The following is a 19174-nucleotide window of genomic DNA, read 5'->3' as shown; positions in this document are numbered from 1 at the left end:
ATCATGGCACAGAGCCTGAATACAGTTCAAATCGTAAACTCACCATCAATATTCATGAAAGGACAACCAAAGCCAACGAATGAACTAGCCAAAAAACCAGCAACATGAGAAGCAGCAATGTAGCCATAAGTTTCAAAAGCTATAGGCACACCGTAAAAGCAAATAGCCCCACCAAAGAACGCGAGAGGTCTTAAGTCAGCCAGGCTATTTCCCAATCCAAAAAAAGCTCCAGATACAATAGCTGTATGTACACCAGCAGCCAAAGCAGTCATGACATTATCAGTCCCAGCCAAGCCACGGCCAACATTAATAATGCCATAGGAACCAATAAGAGTTGCCGCAGTTAGAGCAGAGGCAGCAGCACCGACAATAGTATTAGTAACGATTCTGACTACCCGATCACGCAAAAAAGGAGCAGAAAAAGATAACGGCATTTTAGACCTGCAAACAGGACAGGTCATGGATTGCTCAAACCATCTGACAATACATTTTCTTCCAAAGACATGAGTTTCATGACACGGGAGAACTACTTTATCATTACATCGAAGAGCTTCATTATCATCAAAAGATCTGTAACAGATTAGACACTCATCCACAACACCTATTGTCATAAAGTAAACTCCACCCTTGTTAATAGTTAATAATGAGATAAAAAACCGGCAAAGAAGTTCCCCAAATTTTATAACTCACCCTGTGAAAAGCTATTACGATGCCATTCAAGTATGATGGGACTTTCAAAGGCCGGGAAAGTTCAATTTGGATACTGGCTGGTTGCTATTGTGGGAAGTCAACGGTCTCGAAAACAAACGTTTATCAGGTATCCAATGATTCACACAACGAATTCAAATTCACAGTGTTCAAAAACTCTTCGGCAATGGTTGTCAGCTCGTCGGATTTGAGCACCAGAGCGTCACTGGCATTGAGTGCCTGCCGTAAGTAAGAATTCTCAATAGATTTCTCAAAACTATCAGGACCTATGATTCTGGACATCATTGCATACAGTTCATGGGGTGAAGATGGATCATGAGCGCCATAGTCCTTATGAGGGTTAGCATGTATGGAAATATTGCCCCAACAATGTGTTAAACGACCACCTTTTGAGTGTGTCACTCCATACAGGTAATGACTGAAGGCCTGCTCAATCGCCTCGCAGCATTTCATATGTAAATCACAGAAAGACAAATAGTCCCTCGGTGACAACTTAAGGGACTTTATAATGGGCTGGTACTTGCTTTCGATATCATGCTTTTTTTGCTTACGTTCTTCTTGAGTCAGGCATTGCTCATCCAATGCCTTCAGAGCGTCCCGGAGTTGTTTTTCCATCGCCTCATATTGCTTGTATTGTTCCCATAACCGCTTCAAGTCCGGGCTATTCTCTGCTTTTACTTCCATCAGGGCTCTGTGTTTTTTATTGAAGACTGTGACTCCCCACGAAGGCCGCCCCAGGGTAATCACCGGACGGTGGTTTGCGTTGACCGAGGTTAACTGCATAAATGCAGGTTCTTGCAGCAACATTCGTTCTATATTCGGAACTCCCTCAGGTACGTCTGTCCAGTTGTAGTCCAGGATTGAGCGGGCAATTTTATCTTCAAGGAATCGCGAAAACCCACCATGAGAATGAGTGACTAACAGGGCACTATTTTCTTCCCTCATGAAAAGCTCATAACTTAACTGCCATCTCTGGCTGATTTTTTCCCCGGACAACACAGTCCGATACCACTTTTTCAGGCAATTAGTGGCTTGAGCCTTCAGTTCATCGATGTCTCTCAGGCGCATTAATAACTGATAATGTTCATCGGCTCCCATAATCGCGTTATCATAAACCGGCACTGGGTCCAGCCAACCCGATGCCAGGGCCTCACGGGCAAAGTGAATAACCGATGGTTTGGCCAAGTGACTGTTTTTCAGTATTTTTACCATTGAACACGACCATTCGAGATGGCTTGCATTGGTATGATTAATCATTATTGGATGGAGTAACTTAAGTTGTTTGGTGACCTGATCTTCATCGCTGTTGGACAATATTTGCACGACTGCCTCTGACATCGAATTGCGGTGAGGGTGGTTGCCAGAGCGCTCAGTACGAACCAACTCCCTCATTTGATACTGATGTGCCTGTCTCGACGTTATAACTGAGACGCCCATGGAAAAACTGGCTAAATCTTTTTCTTTCCAAAGGTTCTTTACAATGTTGAAAGGATGTAGATCTTTGTTTGCCAATGCCCCGAATGTCTCAATGGCTTTGTTCAGCGCTTCAAGGTTGATGCCAATGGCTTTAGACAGAGCTTGCTGTTGTGTTAAATCAGCTTCTTTCAGAAGACTCTTCAGGAGTTTCTTAATCTTGTTTGACTGAGTATTAAAATCAATGCCCCTGCTGATGGGCTGGAATTCAGATTTGATTTCTGTTACCGATGCAGGCCCCCCGCCCAAATTTGCTGACTTCCAGGTTTGGCCCCCATCTTCGGAATACTCAGCAAAGCTGTGTATAAAGTTTGTAATGCTCCGACATGGAATCCCAAAATAACGACAAAAAGCGACAAAAACAGGTGTACGATGTTTACAGTAACCTTGCCGCTGTGTTACCAGAAAGTGAAAGAAATTTTCGTCTCTCTCTGGTTTGGTTTTACCGGAAAACTGTTTGCAATAGTCCTTGATCGCCTCAATGCGTTGCGACCTGTTTTCAGCCTTTATGATTTTCAGCAAAGGCACCTGTATTTCCGTTGGCTGCTGCTCGATGTTTTCAAACAGTTTGTCCAGTACGGCTTTCATCCCTTCTGAACAGCGGGTGTCAAAACCTGCTGGTTGGACTTTTTGGCCCGGTTCCCTGGACTCTACGACATAGGCAACCTTTATACTCTGGTTGGTTCTGTCCCCGGTAATAAACAGTTTGTGCAGCCCGGTATATCGATCCCTGACCAGGGTGTATGGCCAATCAGGTTCTATGCGCAAGGCCACGATATAGTCGTCAGGCGTCAGGCTTGGCAATGCACATTGACCGTACTTTAATTGCATCTCAAAGGTTGCCAGCGTTTGATTTTTAGCTAATGTCACTGGCTGGTCATGCTCTGGTAACAGCTCAGGTGTGAGCAGTTCCATCCCCTGAAGGTACTTATCACCAATATCGATCCTCTTGATATTGCCCCCAGCCGTCACAAATATATCCTGTACTCTAAGTCGATACATCTGGGAAGGAAGTTTCTCCGTTTTAAAAACTTTATAATCCCTAAGTTTTGGCCCCGCCAGAGAGTCGTAGTTCGTTATCTGGTCCAATGCCCTGGTCTTTTTCTCTTCGACTTCCGGATCGTATTGTTCAAAAGCACTATCAGCTGATGCTTCCTTAATAAATTCGTACAGCGAATGGTTCGGCAGATTACTTATCCCATGCCAGAACGCTGGCCACCATTGAACTGCCTTGGTGTTCCATAACCTTATCCGCTTATCGGCCTCCTGAAGATAAGGCAGGGAAGCCGGCGTCTTCAGTGCCTGCTCCTCTTCTTTCGTCATGGAGAATACACTATTGGCGTCCACGCCTGTCTGGCCAAACTCACGATCAAACCAGCTTTTCTGCCAGTGTCGGTACAGTGCCCGGGTGAGAACATTGTCAGACTCATCCGGCCTTAGGGAAAGTCCGGACGCCTGCCATTGGGCCTGAGCGACCCTTTTGATGATTTCTGTTTTGGCATCCTCTTTACTCGGGTCAGCCTTAAAACAAATTTCATGGTTTTTTTCATCAATGCTGTTGTTATCACTGCTTCGTATCAACCAGGGACGACCAATGTCCGGTAACGTTTCGTTGAACCAACGGCTCAGTTTATCAGCAAGGACTCCTTCGCCCATGGCGGAACCGGATGACTTTGGCAGTTTCTGCAACGATATTTTGGCTGCCATCAGATAAAGCCGGTAGTGCTGATTGAGGTATTGATGAAGTGTTTTTTCGGTAAAATCACCCCCTCTGTCAACCGCCCTGGCGACATTCTGTAAGTCAAGGCTGGTGGGCTGCAACGGCAGGTTTTTCCGTTGCAGGTAAGCCCTTAAACGACAATGTTTCTCAGTCAGCTGTTTAGCCGTGTTTTTTCCTTGCGGGGTCTGAGGCAACACTTTTTCGGCAATGGTCTGCAATTCTTTCTGGTTATACTGCCGGATCGGCAAATGTCGGAAACGTCCTTTCAGCGCCGGTGACAAGGTTTTTCGCCCGCTGTATTCAGGCGGGTTGACGGTAGCAAACAGGTGGAAACCCGGATGGGCGTCACCGGCCAGAATATCGTTTAACTCACCTTCCAGATGCTGGCTGTCGATCAGATTCATTTCCGAAATAACTACGATGCCGCCCTCTATTTTTGCCTTCTGGATAGCCTCACACAGTCTGTCCCAGGAACAGTCACAGGCATTCAGGGGAAAGACTTCCGGCATGGATTCTCCCCGTTGCCTGGCCTGCTGTCTGACACTTTCAATCATCAGGTTCAGCGTGGCATCTTTACCCCGCCCGGCCGGACCTTCAATCAGCGTTGCCTGACGACCGCCGTGTTTTATGTCGTGATGATAAGCCTGCTGAGCGCGGCTTAAATCCTGTCCCAGCCCTTGCACCAGTTCAATGACTGCCAATCCGGAGGTATCAAACTCAGGTCGGATTTCTTTGGTCAATGTTCTGAAGTCCTGCAGCATATCGGGCAGGGTGTGGTTATGAACTCTGTCGCGCAGGGTGTTGTCCGGGTGGTAACGGGCTGCAAACCAGATTTCCAATGCCAAGAGGGCATCCTGGTGAGTCTCGCTGATTTCGGGACCCAGTAGATCCCGGAAACTTTGCTGGATCAAACTGTTGATTTGCTCAGGAGTCACACTGCCAACTGCGGGCTGCGCACGACCAAGATACCAGCCCACCCAACTGCAGATATCGGTTAAATCCCTGGGAGTAAACTCATGCTCGGGCAACAGCTCCTGGTAATATTGCCAGAGTGCCATCACACTCTTGGTGGCAATGTGTGCAATGTCGTTTATTTGATGCCGTTGTAACTGATTGAGTAGGGCTGGTTCGACCACTCTGTCCCGAAGGAAAGCCTGATCCAGACGTGGGTAGTAAGCCCTGGGCAATTTCTCTTTCAGGGCCGGGTCCATTTGGCGCCCGGCGTAATGATCGGGGTTGCCGGTGAGAATCACCCGGTGTTTTTCGCTGACCCTGACAGGATGTCCATTCACATAGATGCAGGGTTGCGGCTCCCATAAGCCATTCAATGACGCCAGCAATCCGGCTTGGGTCAGGTTGGCTTCATCCAGAATCAGGGTGATATATTTTCCTCCAACATTGTCGGAAGGGGTACTGGCCCATTCCATCAGCGCCCGGTTTTGCTGCTCCATAGAACGGTCGCCATCGGCGTGTTTTTGCCACTGCCAGCGTTTCATCAGTGTCTGTTCACTGTCAGAAGGTCCAAGAGAAATGATTGAAGCCTGTCCGGAAGCCTCTGCCATCCGGGCGGAAAAATAGCTTTTCCCGGTGCCGGTTTCCCCCTGCAGGAATAGGACGGGAGAGTCCGCAAAGCGTTCATGGAGTCGGGATAATCGACGGCTTTCACGATCCTGCTGACTCATCTCGCCGTAATAAAGATCCCGGGCCAGTGCTGACAGGGGCATATCAGAGGAACCTTGCCATTGCAGTGATTCAGACAGTCGATGTTCTATGCGCTCAATACCTGCTGCCTCAGAATTCGCTATTTTGGCACTATGAAAACAATCGGTGGCCAGTGCCTGAATGACATCGGATCGGGTCTGCCCTGGTGGCACATATAACTGCCAGCCAGACGTCAGTGCATCCTGCAAACGTTTAATCTGCCGTGTTGGCCTTATGGTTAACGGATGATATGGCCTGACTTTCGACTCTGTGACTTCCAACTGATACGCCATTGCAGGTCGTTGTTTTTCAGGCGTATGGGCCAGGATCATGTTACAGAGCCTGTCCAGGGCTTCTTTTTCACTATGTTTTGGAAATGGTCTTTTATAGGACAGTTGTAGTCCTTCAAATGGTTGTTCCGCAGAGAACGAAAATTGCCCGTCGTTAAAGAATGCCGGGTCAAAGGCTCTGGCCAGTTGCCACAGGTTCTGCTGCAAAAATGTTCTATCCAACCGCTGGGAGCTATTGATGATGGCATTTAACCGGTCCGGGTCTACCCAGGCGGCTTGATGCTTATCCGGTTTCTCATGAGCATCCGGCAGTAGCTGCCAACAGGCCACCTTGACAAAATCACGCACTGACGGATTCTGTCTGGCACCATGGGTGATGACGCTGTCGATGGCTTTGCGCCAGTGCCGAGGCAGGCGCTGTGGAGACCGGTCAACCTGCTGTGTCCGCCGGGCAGCCTGTATCAGGTTATTTAACAGCCCTTCGGTCATTTCAGGCAAAGGGTTACAAAGGTCGTCAGGTACGGTTTTAAACGCTTTGTAGAGTTCATGAAGCGCTTTTTCTGGTAGCTCAGTCCGGGGGATACCATGTTTGGAGGCAGTGATAGTCCAAAGATCGACTTCAGGACACGGACTGCCCGTGGCAACCATTGAACGAAATATGGGAGATGGGCTTTCCACAGACTCAGGCCAGAGAATTGTGATGTGAGCCTTTCGGTACTCCTGTAATTGGCCATTGACCAGCAGAGTTTGCCCGACAAACAGGGATTCCAACTGTTGCTGAAGTGTTGGATTGCTTTCCAGCCCCCGGAAGACAACCGGCTTGCCAGCGATTAATGCCTCCTGCAATTCACTTTGGTGACGTCCAAAATACGCCTTTTGTTCCGAGGTGATACGGATATTATCAAACAACTGGCTGCAACGGGTCTGCCCATTGACCTGAATGACCAAAGGAGCTTCCTCTTGATGATTGAGCCAATAACTTGCCTCAGCAGGTTGCTGATAAGTGACGGTATTGATGGTATTAAGGATGGCGTGATGACTAATTTTTTCTTGTAGTCCGGACAGTGATGAGTGCTCATCTTTTTTTGTCAATCCCAGGGCTTTTGGCTGCTTGATTGAATGAGCTACCTGAAGTTGCGGCTCCAGGCCTGTGGTCTCGCGAATAGTCTGCAACGAACCCAGCAAACGGAACCAAAGAACTTCAGTGAGTGGAGAGGTTACGGTGACCGTATCACCTGCCTGAACTTGTTCCAACAGGTAGGTATTAGGGACTGCATAGCCTTCCGGGGCAATGGCAATCGGGTTCAGCCAATCGCTGATATTACTCTGGTTGATGATGATCGGATTTCCTGGTGCATCACCAGAGCAGGACAGACTTTGGAACAGTGAATAAAGCTCGTCCTTCCCTACCGGCGTCTGATAAAACTGAACATTGTCGGGTAACTGACAGATCTTCCCGTTGCTTTCAAAACATTGTTGCGCCAGCATCTGACGAATCGTCTGTTCAAAGGCCAGGTCCTGCCAGTTGGCTCCTTTCAAAATCACACGTTGTCCGGCTCGCAGAGACTCAAGTTTGCCGGGGATGTGCTGGATTTGCCCTTGTTGATTCACGCCAGGACCGCCCAGTAGCAACTGTCGCCAGTGACTGTGTAAGTGGCAGTCGATAAGAACGGTATTGTCGTCATCCATAGCACTTTCGGCAGAGGGGAGTTCAGCCAATAACGGAGGAACCTTGTCGATCTCCGCTGGGTCGTCGCCGGTCTGTGCGTCGAACTGCCAGGTATTGCCCGGTCGATTGATTCGCCGCCAGAAATCAGCGCCCGGAGCGCCGACCGCAGGTGCCTCGTCATGTTGGCCAACCGAGGCCAATTGTCCAGGGGCCGCCAGGACCAGCAGAGAAACATGCGCTCCCAGGGGGCGTTTCTTCCGGCTGACTTTGTCATAAAGGCAGGGGTTATCCGGGTCCAGCAGATCGTTAAATTTTGGCAGATCCTCGCTGGTGAGTTTTCGGATATCCATCACCAGGGTCAATGGCTGCGACCCTTCAAAGAGCTTGCCTGAGCGCAAAGTGTGGCGACCATCGCCGGAAATGCTCAAGCGGCTCACCAGGTTAGCTTGTGAGAGGTCATTGGGGTGGGAAATAAGGGTAACATCGCGATTTTCATCGCAGGTCTGGGCAACTAAAAGTTGTCGAATCTCATCATCACTGGTGACAAAACGAAAATCGAAGGCATGAGCGGCCTTTTGGAGCGGGGAATCTGTTGAGGATACCCTTCTCGCCTTGTCAGGCAAAGCAATGGCAGGTGACGATAGGCTGAGTTGGGCTGTTACGTCACAGACCTCTGCTACCGAAGGTGAATCCTGTCTTGCTTTTTTGGCTGGCACGCTGCGATCAGGCTCTGCGCTCTTAAAAAAAGGCCTCTTTATTTTCCCATCAATCCGACCATCCATAGTCAATCTCTCTCCCTACTGCTATTTGAAGGACTGCATTGAAATTAATTGTTTGATGATTGGACTTTAGAACGGGCTTAAAGTTCCATTTGGAGAATTATTCGTTGCCATTGAGGGAAGTCACGAACCTCGAAAAAATCACCATGACCAAACCATGATCAGGTATCCAGTGACTCGTAAATCGAATTCAAATTCACGCTGCTCAAAAACTCTCTGGCAATGGTTGTCAGCTCATCGGATTTGAGCACCAGCGCATGACTGGCGTAACATGCCTCCTGCAAGTAGTCAGCCTGAAGCGATTTCTGAAACTCGCAAGAGCTCTCAATGACAGTCATCATGGCATGGAGCTCTTCCGGTGAGGATGGGTCATGAGCGCCGTAGTTGTTTTCCTCCGAGTATCCATATACTCGGGCATTACCCCAGCAATAGGTTAAGCAACCGCCTTTCGAGTGTGTTATTCCATAAAGATAATGACTGAAGGCCTGCTGAAGAGCTTCCCTGCATTTGTTTTTTAAATTTCTCACTTTTATGTTCCACTCAGGCGCCCCGACGATAATCACCGGAAGGTGGTTAGCCTTGCCCGGGATGAACTTTGGGAATGCAGGATGATGCACCAGCATTCGTTCTATATTCGGAATGCCCTCAGGTTCGTCTGTCCAGGCTTTCTGCATAGATAAGCTGAGAATGTTCTTTTCCAGAGATGGCGAGAAACCATCATGGCCATGAGTGACAAAAAAACTATTAGCATTGACTGCCTGGAAGCTTCTATAAGGCATCCGCCATATCTGGCTATTGTTTCCTCTGGACAAAAATTGCTTATACCACTTTTTCAGGCAGTGGCTGGCTTTAACCTTGAGTTCATCAACACTGTTCAGAAGCGCCAACAGCTGATGGTGTTCATGGGCCTCTATGATATGGCCTGCATAGGCTGGCAGTGGGTCCAGCCAACCCAGTGACAGGGCTTCCCGGGCAAAGTGAATCACCGAAGGTTTGGCCAGGTTACTGTTTTGCAGAATATGCACTATTGAACTCAACCACTCGAGAGGGTTTGCGCCACCCTGAACAACCGCTCTTGAGTGCAATAACTTGAGTTGTTCAGTGACCTGACCTCCATCACTGTCAGACAGGATTTGTTGGACTGCCTCTGACATCGGTTTATATTTCTGTCCGCTGTCGTCATAGACATCACCCACCATTTGCATCTCGCCAACGCCCAATGCTTTTGTCTCCAGTGATTCCAATATTGAGGACTCCAATATTGAGACACCCATGGAAAATCCCGTTAAATCTTTTCTTCCCCAAAGGTTCTTTACCATTTCGAGAGTGCTTAGATGGATTTCTGGCAATTCACAGTCTGTCTTGAGGGTTTGGTTCAGTTCCTCAAGATTCATACCAAAGGCTTCAGCCAGAGTTTGCTGTTGTGCTAAATCAGCACCTTCCAGGAGCCCCTGCAAGATATCCCTGGTCTTTCTTAACTCAGTGCCAGAACCACCGACCCTTTTTGTCAGCTGAAAACCAGAGGAGACTTCTTTTGCCTCGAAGGGTGCCCCGCCCAAATCCACTGACTTCCAGGTTTGGCCTCCATCCATGGAGCACTCTGCAAAGGCGTGGATACGGTTAGTGATTTGCCGACATGGAATCCCGAAGTAACGACAAAAAGCGATAAAAACAGGCACACGATGACGACAGCTACCCTGCCGCTCTGTTACCAGGAATTGAAAGAAGTTTTCATTCTCTTCTGGTATTGCAGTACCGGAAAACTCCAGACAATAGTCTCTGATCGCCTCAATGCGTTGCGTTGTTTTTGTAGCGTTTTTTATTCTCTGCAAAGGTACCTGTACTTTGGATGGTTGTTGATTAATATGCGTTAACACTTCCTTCAGTACTTGTTCCATACCTTCTGAACAGCGGGCGTCAAAACGTCCTGATGCTTCTGACCGTGCTTCTGCAGCAGATGTTTTTTCGCCCGGTTCCCGGTGTTCTACGATATAAGCAAATTGAATGTTCTGACTGGCTTCGGCCTCTGCAACAGACAGCGTATGAAGCCCGGTATATCGGTCCCTGACCAGGGTAAATCGTAATTCGGGCTCTGTGCGCAGGGCCACGATATAGTCGTCAGGCGTCAGGCTGGGTAAGGCATATCGACTATTGTTTGATGACATCTCAAAGGTTGCCAGCGTTTGGTTTCTGGCTAATGTCACTGGCTGGTCACGCCCTGGTAAACGCGCCGGTAAAAGGACTTCGGCCCCCTGCAGTTGTTGATCATTAATACTGATCTTTTTGACATCGCCCTCAGCAGACACACAAATATCTTCTGCCCACCATCGATAAATCCCGGGGAAATGGTTCGGCCTGTCAAAAATAATTTGATATTCACGTTGTGGCTCCCCCTCGTTCTCGTAGTTCGTTATCTGGTCCAATGCCGGAGCCTTTTTCTCGTGGGCTTCCGGTATGTAATTTTCAGGTGCCTTATCACTGCCAGTAAAAACGGATGTCTGGTTGATAAAATCGCCTACCAGATGGTTCAGCAGATCACTGATCTGATGCCAGAACGCCGGCCACCATTGGACTTTATCGGCTTTCCACGCCTTTATCCGTTGATCAACCGCCTGAAGATAGGGCTGGTTAGTCAACATTTTCAGCGTTTGTTGCTGTTCTTCCGTCAGGGGAAATACGCTGTTAGCGTCCACGCCCGTCCGGCCAAAATCACCAGCAAACCAGCGTTGCTGCCAGTGCCGGTAAAGTGCCCCGGTGAGAATATCGTCCGACTCGTCCGGCTTCAGGGAAAGACCGGATGCCTGCCACCTGGCCTGAGCCACCTCCCTGATGATCTCCGTTTTTGCTTGCTCTTCAGTTGGACAAGCCTTAAAACGAATTTCATGGTGTTTTTCATCAATAGCGCTGCGATCACTGCGTCGTATTAACCACGGCCGATCAATGCCCGATACCGTTTCATTGAACCAATGGCAAAGTCCGGAATCAAATTCACTTTTCCCCATGGCAATAGCCGAAGACTCGGGCAGTTCCTCCAGCGCCAGGTTGACGGCCATCAGATAAAGCCGGTAGTGCTGATTAAGACATTGATGAACGGCTTTTTCGGTAAAATCGCCTCCTCTGAAGACAGCCCTGGCAACATTCTGTAAATCAAGGCTGGTGGGCTGCAAGGGCAGGTTTTTCTGTTGCAGGTGAGCCCTTAAAAGACAATGTTTTTCTGTTAGCTTGTTGGCGACGAATGTCCCTTCTGAGGACTTTGGCAACACTTTTTCGGCAATGGTCTGCAATTCGGTCGGGTTATACTGTCGGATCGGCAAATGTCGAAAACGTCCTTTCAGCGCTGGTGATAAGGGTTTTCGCCCGCTGTACTCAGGTGGGTTGATGGTGGCAAACAGGTGGAAACCCGGATAGGCGTCACCAGCCAGAATATCGTTTAACTCGCCTTCCAGATGCTGGCTATCGATCAGATTCATTTCCGAAATCACCACGATGGCGCCCTGGATTCTTGCCGTCTGGATCTTTTCACACAGTTTCTCCCAGGAACAATCACAGGCATTCAGGAGCAAGACTTCCGGCATGGATTCTTGCTGTTGTTTAGCCTGCCGTTTGACGCTTTCAATCACTAGGTTGAGAGTGACATCCTTGCCCCGACCCGCCGGGCCTTGAATCAGGGTCGCCTGACGGCCGTCGTGTTTTCTGTCGTGATGATAAGCTTGCTGACAGCGGCTTAAATCCTGCCAAAGCCGTTGCACCAGATCAATGACTGCCGATCCGCAGGTATCAAACTCAGGTCGGATTTCTTTGGTCAGTGTTCTGAAGCCCTGCAGCATATCTGGCAGGGTGTGGTTATGAACCCTGTCGCGTAGGGTATGGTCCGGGTGGTAGCGGGCAGCAAACCAGATTTCCAGTGCCGAGAGGGCATCCTGCTGAGTCTCGTTGATTTCGGGACCCAACACATCCCGAAAACTTTGTTGGATCAAACTGTTCACTTGCTCGCAGCTGGCACTTTCGTCTTCGGATAACGCACGATCCAGATACCAACCCACCCAGCTGCAGATGTCGGTTAAATCCCTGGGGGTAAACTCATGGTCTGGCAACAGCTCCTGATAATATTGCCAGAGTGCCATCACACTCTTGGTGGCACTGTGGGCAATGTCGTTTATTTGATGCCGTTGCAACTGATTGAGCAAAGCTGGTTCCACTACTCTGTCTCGAAGGAAAGCCTGATCCAGGCGTGGGTAATAAGCTCTGGGCAGTTTCTCTTTCAGGGCCGGGTCCATTTGGCGCCCGGTGTAATGATCCGGGTTGCCGGTGAGAATCACCCGGTGTTTTTCGCTGACCCTGACAGGATGACCATTCACATAGATGCAGGGTTGCGGTTCCCATAAGCCGTTCAATGATGCCAGTAATCCGGTTTTGGTGAGGTTAGCCTCATCCAGAACCAGGGTGATGTATTCTCCGTCTTTTTTGTCAGGTTCGGTATTGGCCCATTCCATCAACGCCCGGTTTTGCTGCACCATAGAGCGGTCGCCGTCGGCGTGTTGTTGCCACTGCCAGCGTTTCATCAGGGTCTGTTCGCTATCAGAAGGTCCAAGGGAAATGACTGAAGCTTGTCCCGAAGCCCTGGCCATTTTGGCAGAAAAGTAACTTTTCCCGGTGCCGGTTTCTCCCTGCAGGAATATAACGGGAGAATCCTTAAGCCGGTCGTGGAGTCGGGACAATCGACGGCTTTCACGATCCCGCTGACTCATCTCGCCGTGATAAAGATCCAGGGCCAGTGCTGACCAGAACGTATCAGCGGAACCTCGCCATTTCAGTGATTCAGCCAGCCGATGTTCAATGCGTTCAATGCCTTCTGCCTCAGAATTCGCTGTTCTGGCTATATGAAAACAATCGCTGGCTAGCGCGTGAATGACATCGGATCGCGTCTGCACTAATGGCAAAAGTAACTGCCAGCCAGAAGCCAGTGCATCTTGCAAACGTCTAATTTGTCTTGATGGCCTGATGGCCAACGGTGGATGTTGTTTCGCTGTCTCCGGATCGACTTTCAACTGATACGCCATGGCCTGACGATGCTCCTCAGGCCCGTGGGCCACGATCAGGGCGCAGAGTTTGTCGAGAGCTTCTTTTTTACCCCACCTTGGAAGTGGATTTTCATAGGATAGTAGTAACCCTTTAGATTTAGTGCCCTTGAAAATTGTCGGGTCAGTGGCTCTGGCCAGTGGCCACAGGTTCTGCTCCAAAAACGCTCTATCTAACTGCGGGGCACTGTTGATGATGGCCGTTATCTGATCCGGGTCTACCGAGGGAGGGTGATCCTTATTCGGCTTCTTATCCGGTAACAAATACCAGCAAGCCACTTTCATAAAGTCCCTGACGAGCGGATTCTGCCGGGTGCCATGGGTGATGACGCTATTAACGGCCCTGCGCCAGTGGCGGGGTAAAAGCGTTGAGGACTGATCAACCTGTTGTGCCCGACGGGCAGCCAGTATCAGGTTATTCAACAACTCTTCGGTCATTTCAGGCAGAGGATTACAAAGGCCGGCAGGGACGGTTTTAAACGCTTGGTAAAGTTTATTAAGCGCTTGTTTAGGCAGCTCAGCCCGGGGGATTTCATGCCTGTCGGCATTGATAGCCCAGAGATCGACCTCAGGACAGGGTTTACCCTTGGCGACCAGCGAATGCAAGACCGGAGACGTACTTTTCGCAGACTCAGGCCAGAGTAAGGTGACATCAGCCTGTGGGTAGGCTTGCAATTGACCGTTCACCAACAGAGGTTGCCCAATAACCAGTGGCTCCAGAAGCTGCTGAAGCCTTGGATTACGCTCGAGTCCCCGGAATACAACCGGTTTGCCAGCGGTCAATGCCTCCTGCAATTTACTCTGACGTCGTCCAAAATGCGCCTGTTGTTCCGAGGTGATATGGGTATTATCAAATAGCTGGCTGAAGCCGGTCTGTTCGCTGACCTGAATGACCAAAGGGGATCTCTGCTGATTATTTAGCCAATGACTTGTTTGGGCATGTCGCCGATAAGTGACGGCATTGAAGGTAGCGTGATCTGTGATTGGATGTTCATCGCTTTCTGCCAATCCAAGTGCTTTCGGCTGCCGTCTTGAATCAGCCACCTGAAGTCGGGGCTCCAGATCTGTCGTCTCGCAAATCGTCTGCAGTGAACCCAGCAAACGAAACCAGAGTGCCTCAGTGAGGGGGGACGTTACGGTGACTACACCACCTGCCCGAATTTGTTCCAACAGACAGGTATTTGGGACTGAATAGCCTCCAGGGGTAATGGCAATCGGGCTAAGCCACTCCCTGATATTATTCTGGTTAATGATGATCGGGTTTCCTGGTGTTTGCTCTTTATCATCTTCTTTATTGTTCGAATGAGACAGACTTTGGAACAGTGAATGAAGCTCTTCATTCCCTAACGGCATCCGATAAAACTGAACATCGTCGGGTAATGGACAGATCTTCCCGTTGCTCTCAAAGCACTGTTGCTGGAGCATCTGTCGAACCGTCTGCTCGAAGGCCAGATCCTGCCAGTCGGCCCCTTTCAGAATCACCCGTTGTCCGGCCTTCAATAACTCAAGCTTGCCGGGGATGTGTCGGATTCGCCCTTGTTGGTCCACTCCAGGGCCACCCAGCAGCAACTGCCGGCAGTTGCTGTGCAAGTGGCAGTTAATAAGAAGGGTATTTTCGTCATCCGTAGCACCTTCAGCAGCCGGGAGTTCAGCCAATACCTGAACCTCGTTGATATCCATCAATGAGGCATTGCCGGTCTTTTCGTTGAGCTGCCAGGTATTGCCCGGTCGATTAATTCGCCGCCAGAAATCAGCGCCCGGTGCGTCGGCCGCCGGAGCGCCGACCGCCGGTGCCTCTTCATGCTGGCCAACCGATGCCAACTGTGCGCGATCTGCCAGAACCAGCAGAGCAACATGCTTGCCCAGAGGACGTTTTTTCTGGCTGACTTTGTCGTATAGACAGGGATTATCCGGGTCCAGCAGATCGTTCAATTTGGGCAGTTCTACGCCGGTAAGCTTTCGGATATCGATCACCAGGGTCAATGGCTGCGAGCCTTCAAAAAGCTTGCCTGAATGCAGAGTGTGGCGACCATCACCGGACAGGCTCAACCGGCTCACCAGATTAGCCTGTAAGAGGTCATCAGGATGGGAAATAAGAGAGACATCCCGGCCTTCATCACAGGTCTGGGTGATTAAAAGCTGTCGAACCTCATCATCATTGGCGACAAAACGAAAATCGAAGGAATAAGGGGACTTTAGCAGCGAGGAGTCCGTTAAGGATACAGTTCTTGCTTTGTCAGGCAATATCTCCGAAGATGGCGATATCTTCAGTTTGGATTCTATTTCGGAGCAGATTCCTACACCCTTTTCCTTCGACGACAAATCCCGCGTTGCTCTCTTGGCTGTTACACGACTATCAGGCTCTTGACTCTCAAGAACCGGTTTGGGTAGTTTCCCATCAATCCGGGCATCCATAGTCCATCTCTCTCCTGACATCTGAAAGATTGTATTTAAAATGTTTTAAGTACTCAGGCATACGGAATCGAATATTTCTGGCTTATTGGGCAGGTGCTCTGCAAGGCGCAACGACGGGAACATAGGAGGCTGACCGAGAATAGTCTGCCCTACGCGGCAACTGCTCCTGCGTTGCTCTAGCTCCTGCATCCATGCAGTCGTGTGGCGGCAGCAAATTGGTCTGAAAATCCGCTTTTGTTCGTCAAATAGCTCGCTATTCTCCTCACAAAACCGAATTTTCATCCTCAATTTTCTGGCGTCCTTGCTACGGGCGCTATTCTCGGTCAGCCTCCTAGCAAGCTATGTGACCAGAGTTGCAACACAGCACGACTGCATGGATGCAGGAGCTAGAGCAACGCAGGAGCAGTTGCCGCGAGTGCCTGAACAATGAGTCAGAAAATATGATTTCGTATGGTTGAGTACTTATGATATGACCTTCGAAGTGGACGAAAGTTTCATTCGGAAATTTAGTCTTGGCTATTGAAGATGCCGGAGCGGTGACTCAAAACGTGAATGTCACCGGTTTCCGGATTCTTTGTGAGAAGTGGGAAAACGATCTTGTAAGCTTTGTTCTTGGTTAAATAATATTTCTTCAGTGCAGTTGATTAATAAATAAATCGCAACTACTTTAGAGTGCATATTGATTGAATGTTTGTACAATTGAACGTAAAAAAGAACAGTAGTACTTACAGTGGATATCTTTTTAGTACTGGGATATTGAAGGATTAATGACTCTTAGAACGTTAAATTTCGGGTATTGAAAATGCACTTTTAGCAGCATGGCATCAGGAAAAACTGAACAAAAATTATTCGAATTTTATAGTATGGAAAATGGATTAACACTCAATTTTATAACTGGCTATGAAATCATTAGTATTTTTCTCATCCTTATTCTTGGTTGCTTTGCACGTTCAAGCTTTTGGTTCTACTTCTCTTCATTATCAGGCAGCTCTTATTCCGGGTTTTACTGGAAAATTATTTTCTCCAATACTTCCTCTTGAAAGAAATAGCGCTGAAAAAACGCTATTGAATGCTTTTAAGAAAAAAGTTATAGCGAATCTTAAAGACTGGAAAGACCCCTTTCTTGAAAGCAAGACAAATAAAGTGACAAAAGAGTACCAGGAACTTGATCGCAAAAAAAGTACAGGTCTTTCTAAAAAAGAAAAGGATAACTTTTACCAGTTGGTCTACGACAAAAATGAGGCTGGCAATAGTGCTCATGTCTTGAGTGCTTTTTTATCTTTATTAATCGATACTGCTAACAATGTTTCTTTGAGAGGTAATACAGGTGATATACACGGAATTGTCAGCCTCGGTAATTCAAATGAAAAGGGAGCAGCGGGTGGCAAAGGTGATCTGTTGCCTGAAAAAAACGGAAGATCGGCCAAGGATCAAAGCCAGGAAGCATTAACGCAATTTAAACCAGGCAAGCGCAAGAGGGAAAAGGAAAAAGAACTTGATTTTGAGGTGCTGGACTTATCACCTCGAGATGCAGCCAAGCACTTCCTTAATACCGTTAATCAACTTGCGAGGGAACATAATATATCCATCAAAAGAATAATCGGGAATAATAAGTGTAAGGGTTCTGGTTATATATATTTCAGCGATGGTAATTACATTACTAGCAGTGCGAATGTTGAAGAGATATTTGTAGATTTTATATTATTTACGGAAGGGTTGTTAAGAGATCAGAAGTTTGTTTATAGTGATGATGCCGATAAATATCGTTCAGGTCAAAAAATTACTAATAACCAAGTGGAACTAATAGATTCAATTTTTTCAGAAATGTTTGCTCGGAAAGATAAACAGTTGTCAGATAGAAATCATTCATATCGTCGCTATTATCTTCGTGAATTACTATCCGATTACCTTTATGAGAATTACAGAGGCTTTGGCGATGTTGATGGCTATCAGGCAGTTGGGCATGCGACATTTCCATTCTTTGAAAAGATGCTTTTTGGGGAAGGCTATTTTTCAGAATTTGCTGGTTTTATGAGTTTTACTGATCAATATAAGGTAGAAATTATTACAGAGTTAAATAAGAGTTTCAGCTTTATAGATTGCAAGAATGAAATTATCGCTGTCCTTAGAGGTAATGACAAACTCAGAATGGCTTTTAATGAAGAGGTCATGGCGGGGGAGTTTAATAGACGCTGGTTAGATATTCTTGATGATATGTTTCAAGAAAAACCAGACTCAGTCGGACAGGCTCTTCTACCTGATAATCCCATTAATCTCAAATTTGGTGAAGAGTTGGAATATGATTTGGTTTCTAAAGAAGAAGATCAATGGGGCGGGCCAAGTTACTATTATCTTACGAAAGTAGATAAATATATGAAAAAATTAGGAGCCAATAAGGAAGTTGCTTATGATCCTAAGAGGTACACTTTTGATGGTCATTTCTATGTAGCCCCTTTTGTAGATTTTAAAAAATGGCTTGAGGTGAATTGTACGCCTTACTATGATGGTGACGCTGGTGCGGAAAAATGCTTTAAAAAAGTATTTAAACTCGTTGACTTAATGATTAAAGATGGCTTTATAGATCATGCCTCCGGTCACAAGCATGTAGATGCACTCTCTGCTACCCATGGCAACCCCGGCGTTCTACTGGAATTACAGAGGGAGATTGAGAGCAATCCTTATCTAACCAGAGCATTCGGTAATAATGACCGAATTGTTAAAAAAGATGAGGGTCAATGGTACAAATTGTTTTCTGACTATGCTGCTTTGAGAAGCCTGGCAATTGAACGGATGAATTGGATGATTGCTACGTACAATGAGAAGTTGGCTGGTGTAAATTATGGAGAGGGGAGTGCTTATTGGCTAACGGATTCAGAGAAATTGGAAAAGCTTAAACAGTTCTCAAAATTATACAGTCATTTTGTGCAATTGGCGCCTTTGCAAAAAATGTTTGGTGCAGTTGGTAATGTGTTTTTAGATAAATATATGGCTGTATCTTTGTTGCACATTCCAGGAACTGAGATAATTGATCCTTATGGCACAATAGAGTTTCGCTTTTTCCGTTGTCCAGAAAGTATGCAGGAATTAAAATTGATTAATCAGTTTTTAAAAGCCTTGTTCGAATATATCCATGAGCGTCGAATGCGAAATGAGCCGATTGAGTCTGTACCTGACGACATTAAAGCCAGCAAAGATTACACTCCTGAAGAAGTTCTTCATCATACTGTTGAATACTTGCAAAAACTGGGACTGAACCCCGCTGACTATCAAAGCTTTCTGAATAAAGTATCCAAGGATATGTGATCATAAAATGGCGGGTTTGATAGCCCAGCGCAGTTATT

The 19174-nt window shown here is 47.6% G+C and carries 4 protein-coding genes; 1 reads left to right on the top strand and 3 read right to left on the bottom strand.

The window, feature by feature from the left end; all coding sequences use genetic code 11:
- Positions 1-26: 26 nt before the first annotated feature.
- The 3 genes from ACO6VG_RS01780 to ACO6VG_RS01770 all read right to left on the bottom strand — a co-directional run bounded on the left by ACO6VG_RS01780 (position 27) and on the right by ACO6VG_RS01770 (position 15833).
- Positions 27-611 carry an RING finger domain-containing protein gene (locus tag ACO6VG_RS01780; RefSeq protein WP_422135336.1) on the bottom strand — a complete coding sequence of 195 codons (585 nt, stop codon included), beginning with the start codon at positions 609-611 and terminating at the stop codon, positions 27-29.
- 202 nt (positions 612-813) lie between these two features.
- Complete coding sequence (locus ACO6VG_RS01775; protein WP_422472361.1) at positions 814-8343, bottom strand: AAA family ATPase; 7530 nt, start codon at positions 8341-8343, stop codon at positions 814-816.
- 158 nt (positions 8344-8501) lie between these two features.
- A complete protein-coding gene (locus ACO6VG_RS01770; protein ID WP_422472359.1) occupies positions 8502-15833 on the bottom strand; it encodes an AAA family ATPase in 7332 nt (2443 codons plus the stop codon).
- 900 nt (positions 15834-16733) lie between these two features.
- Here ACO6VG_RS01770 and ACO6VG_RS01765 point away from each other — a divergent pair.
- Positions 16734-19136: a hypothetical protein gene (locus ACO6VG_RS01765; protein WP_422472357.1), complete on the top strand. Its 2403-nt coding sequence runs from the start codon at positions 16734-16736 to the stop codon at positions 19134-19136.
- The last annotated feature ends 38 nt before the right edge of the window (positions 19137-19174 follow it).

Source organism: Endozoicomonas sp. ALB032, assembly GCF_049310125.1.
Taxonomy (GTDB): Bacteria; Pseudomonadota; Gammaproteobacteria; order Pseudomonadales; family Endozoicomonadaceae; genus Endozoicomonas_A.
This window is presented reverse-complemented; position numbering and strand designations above follow the sequence as displayed.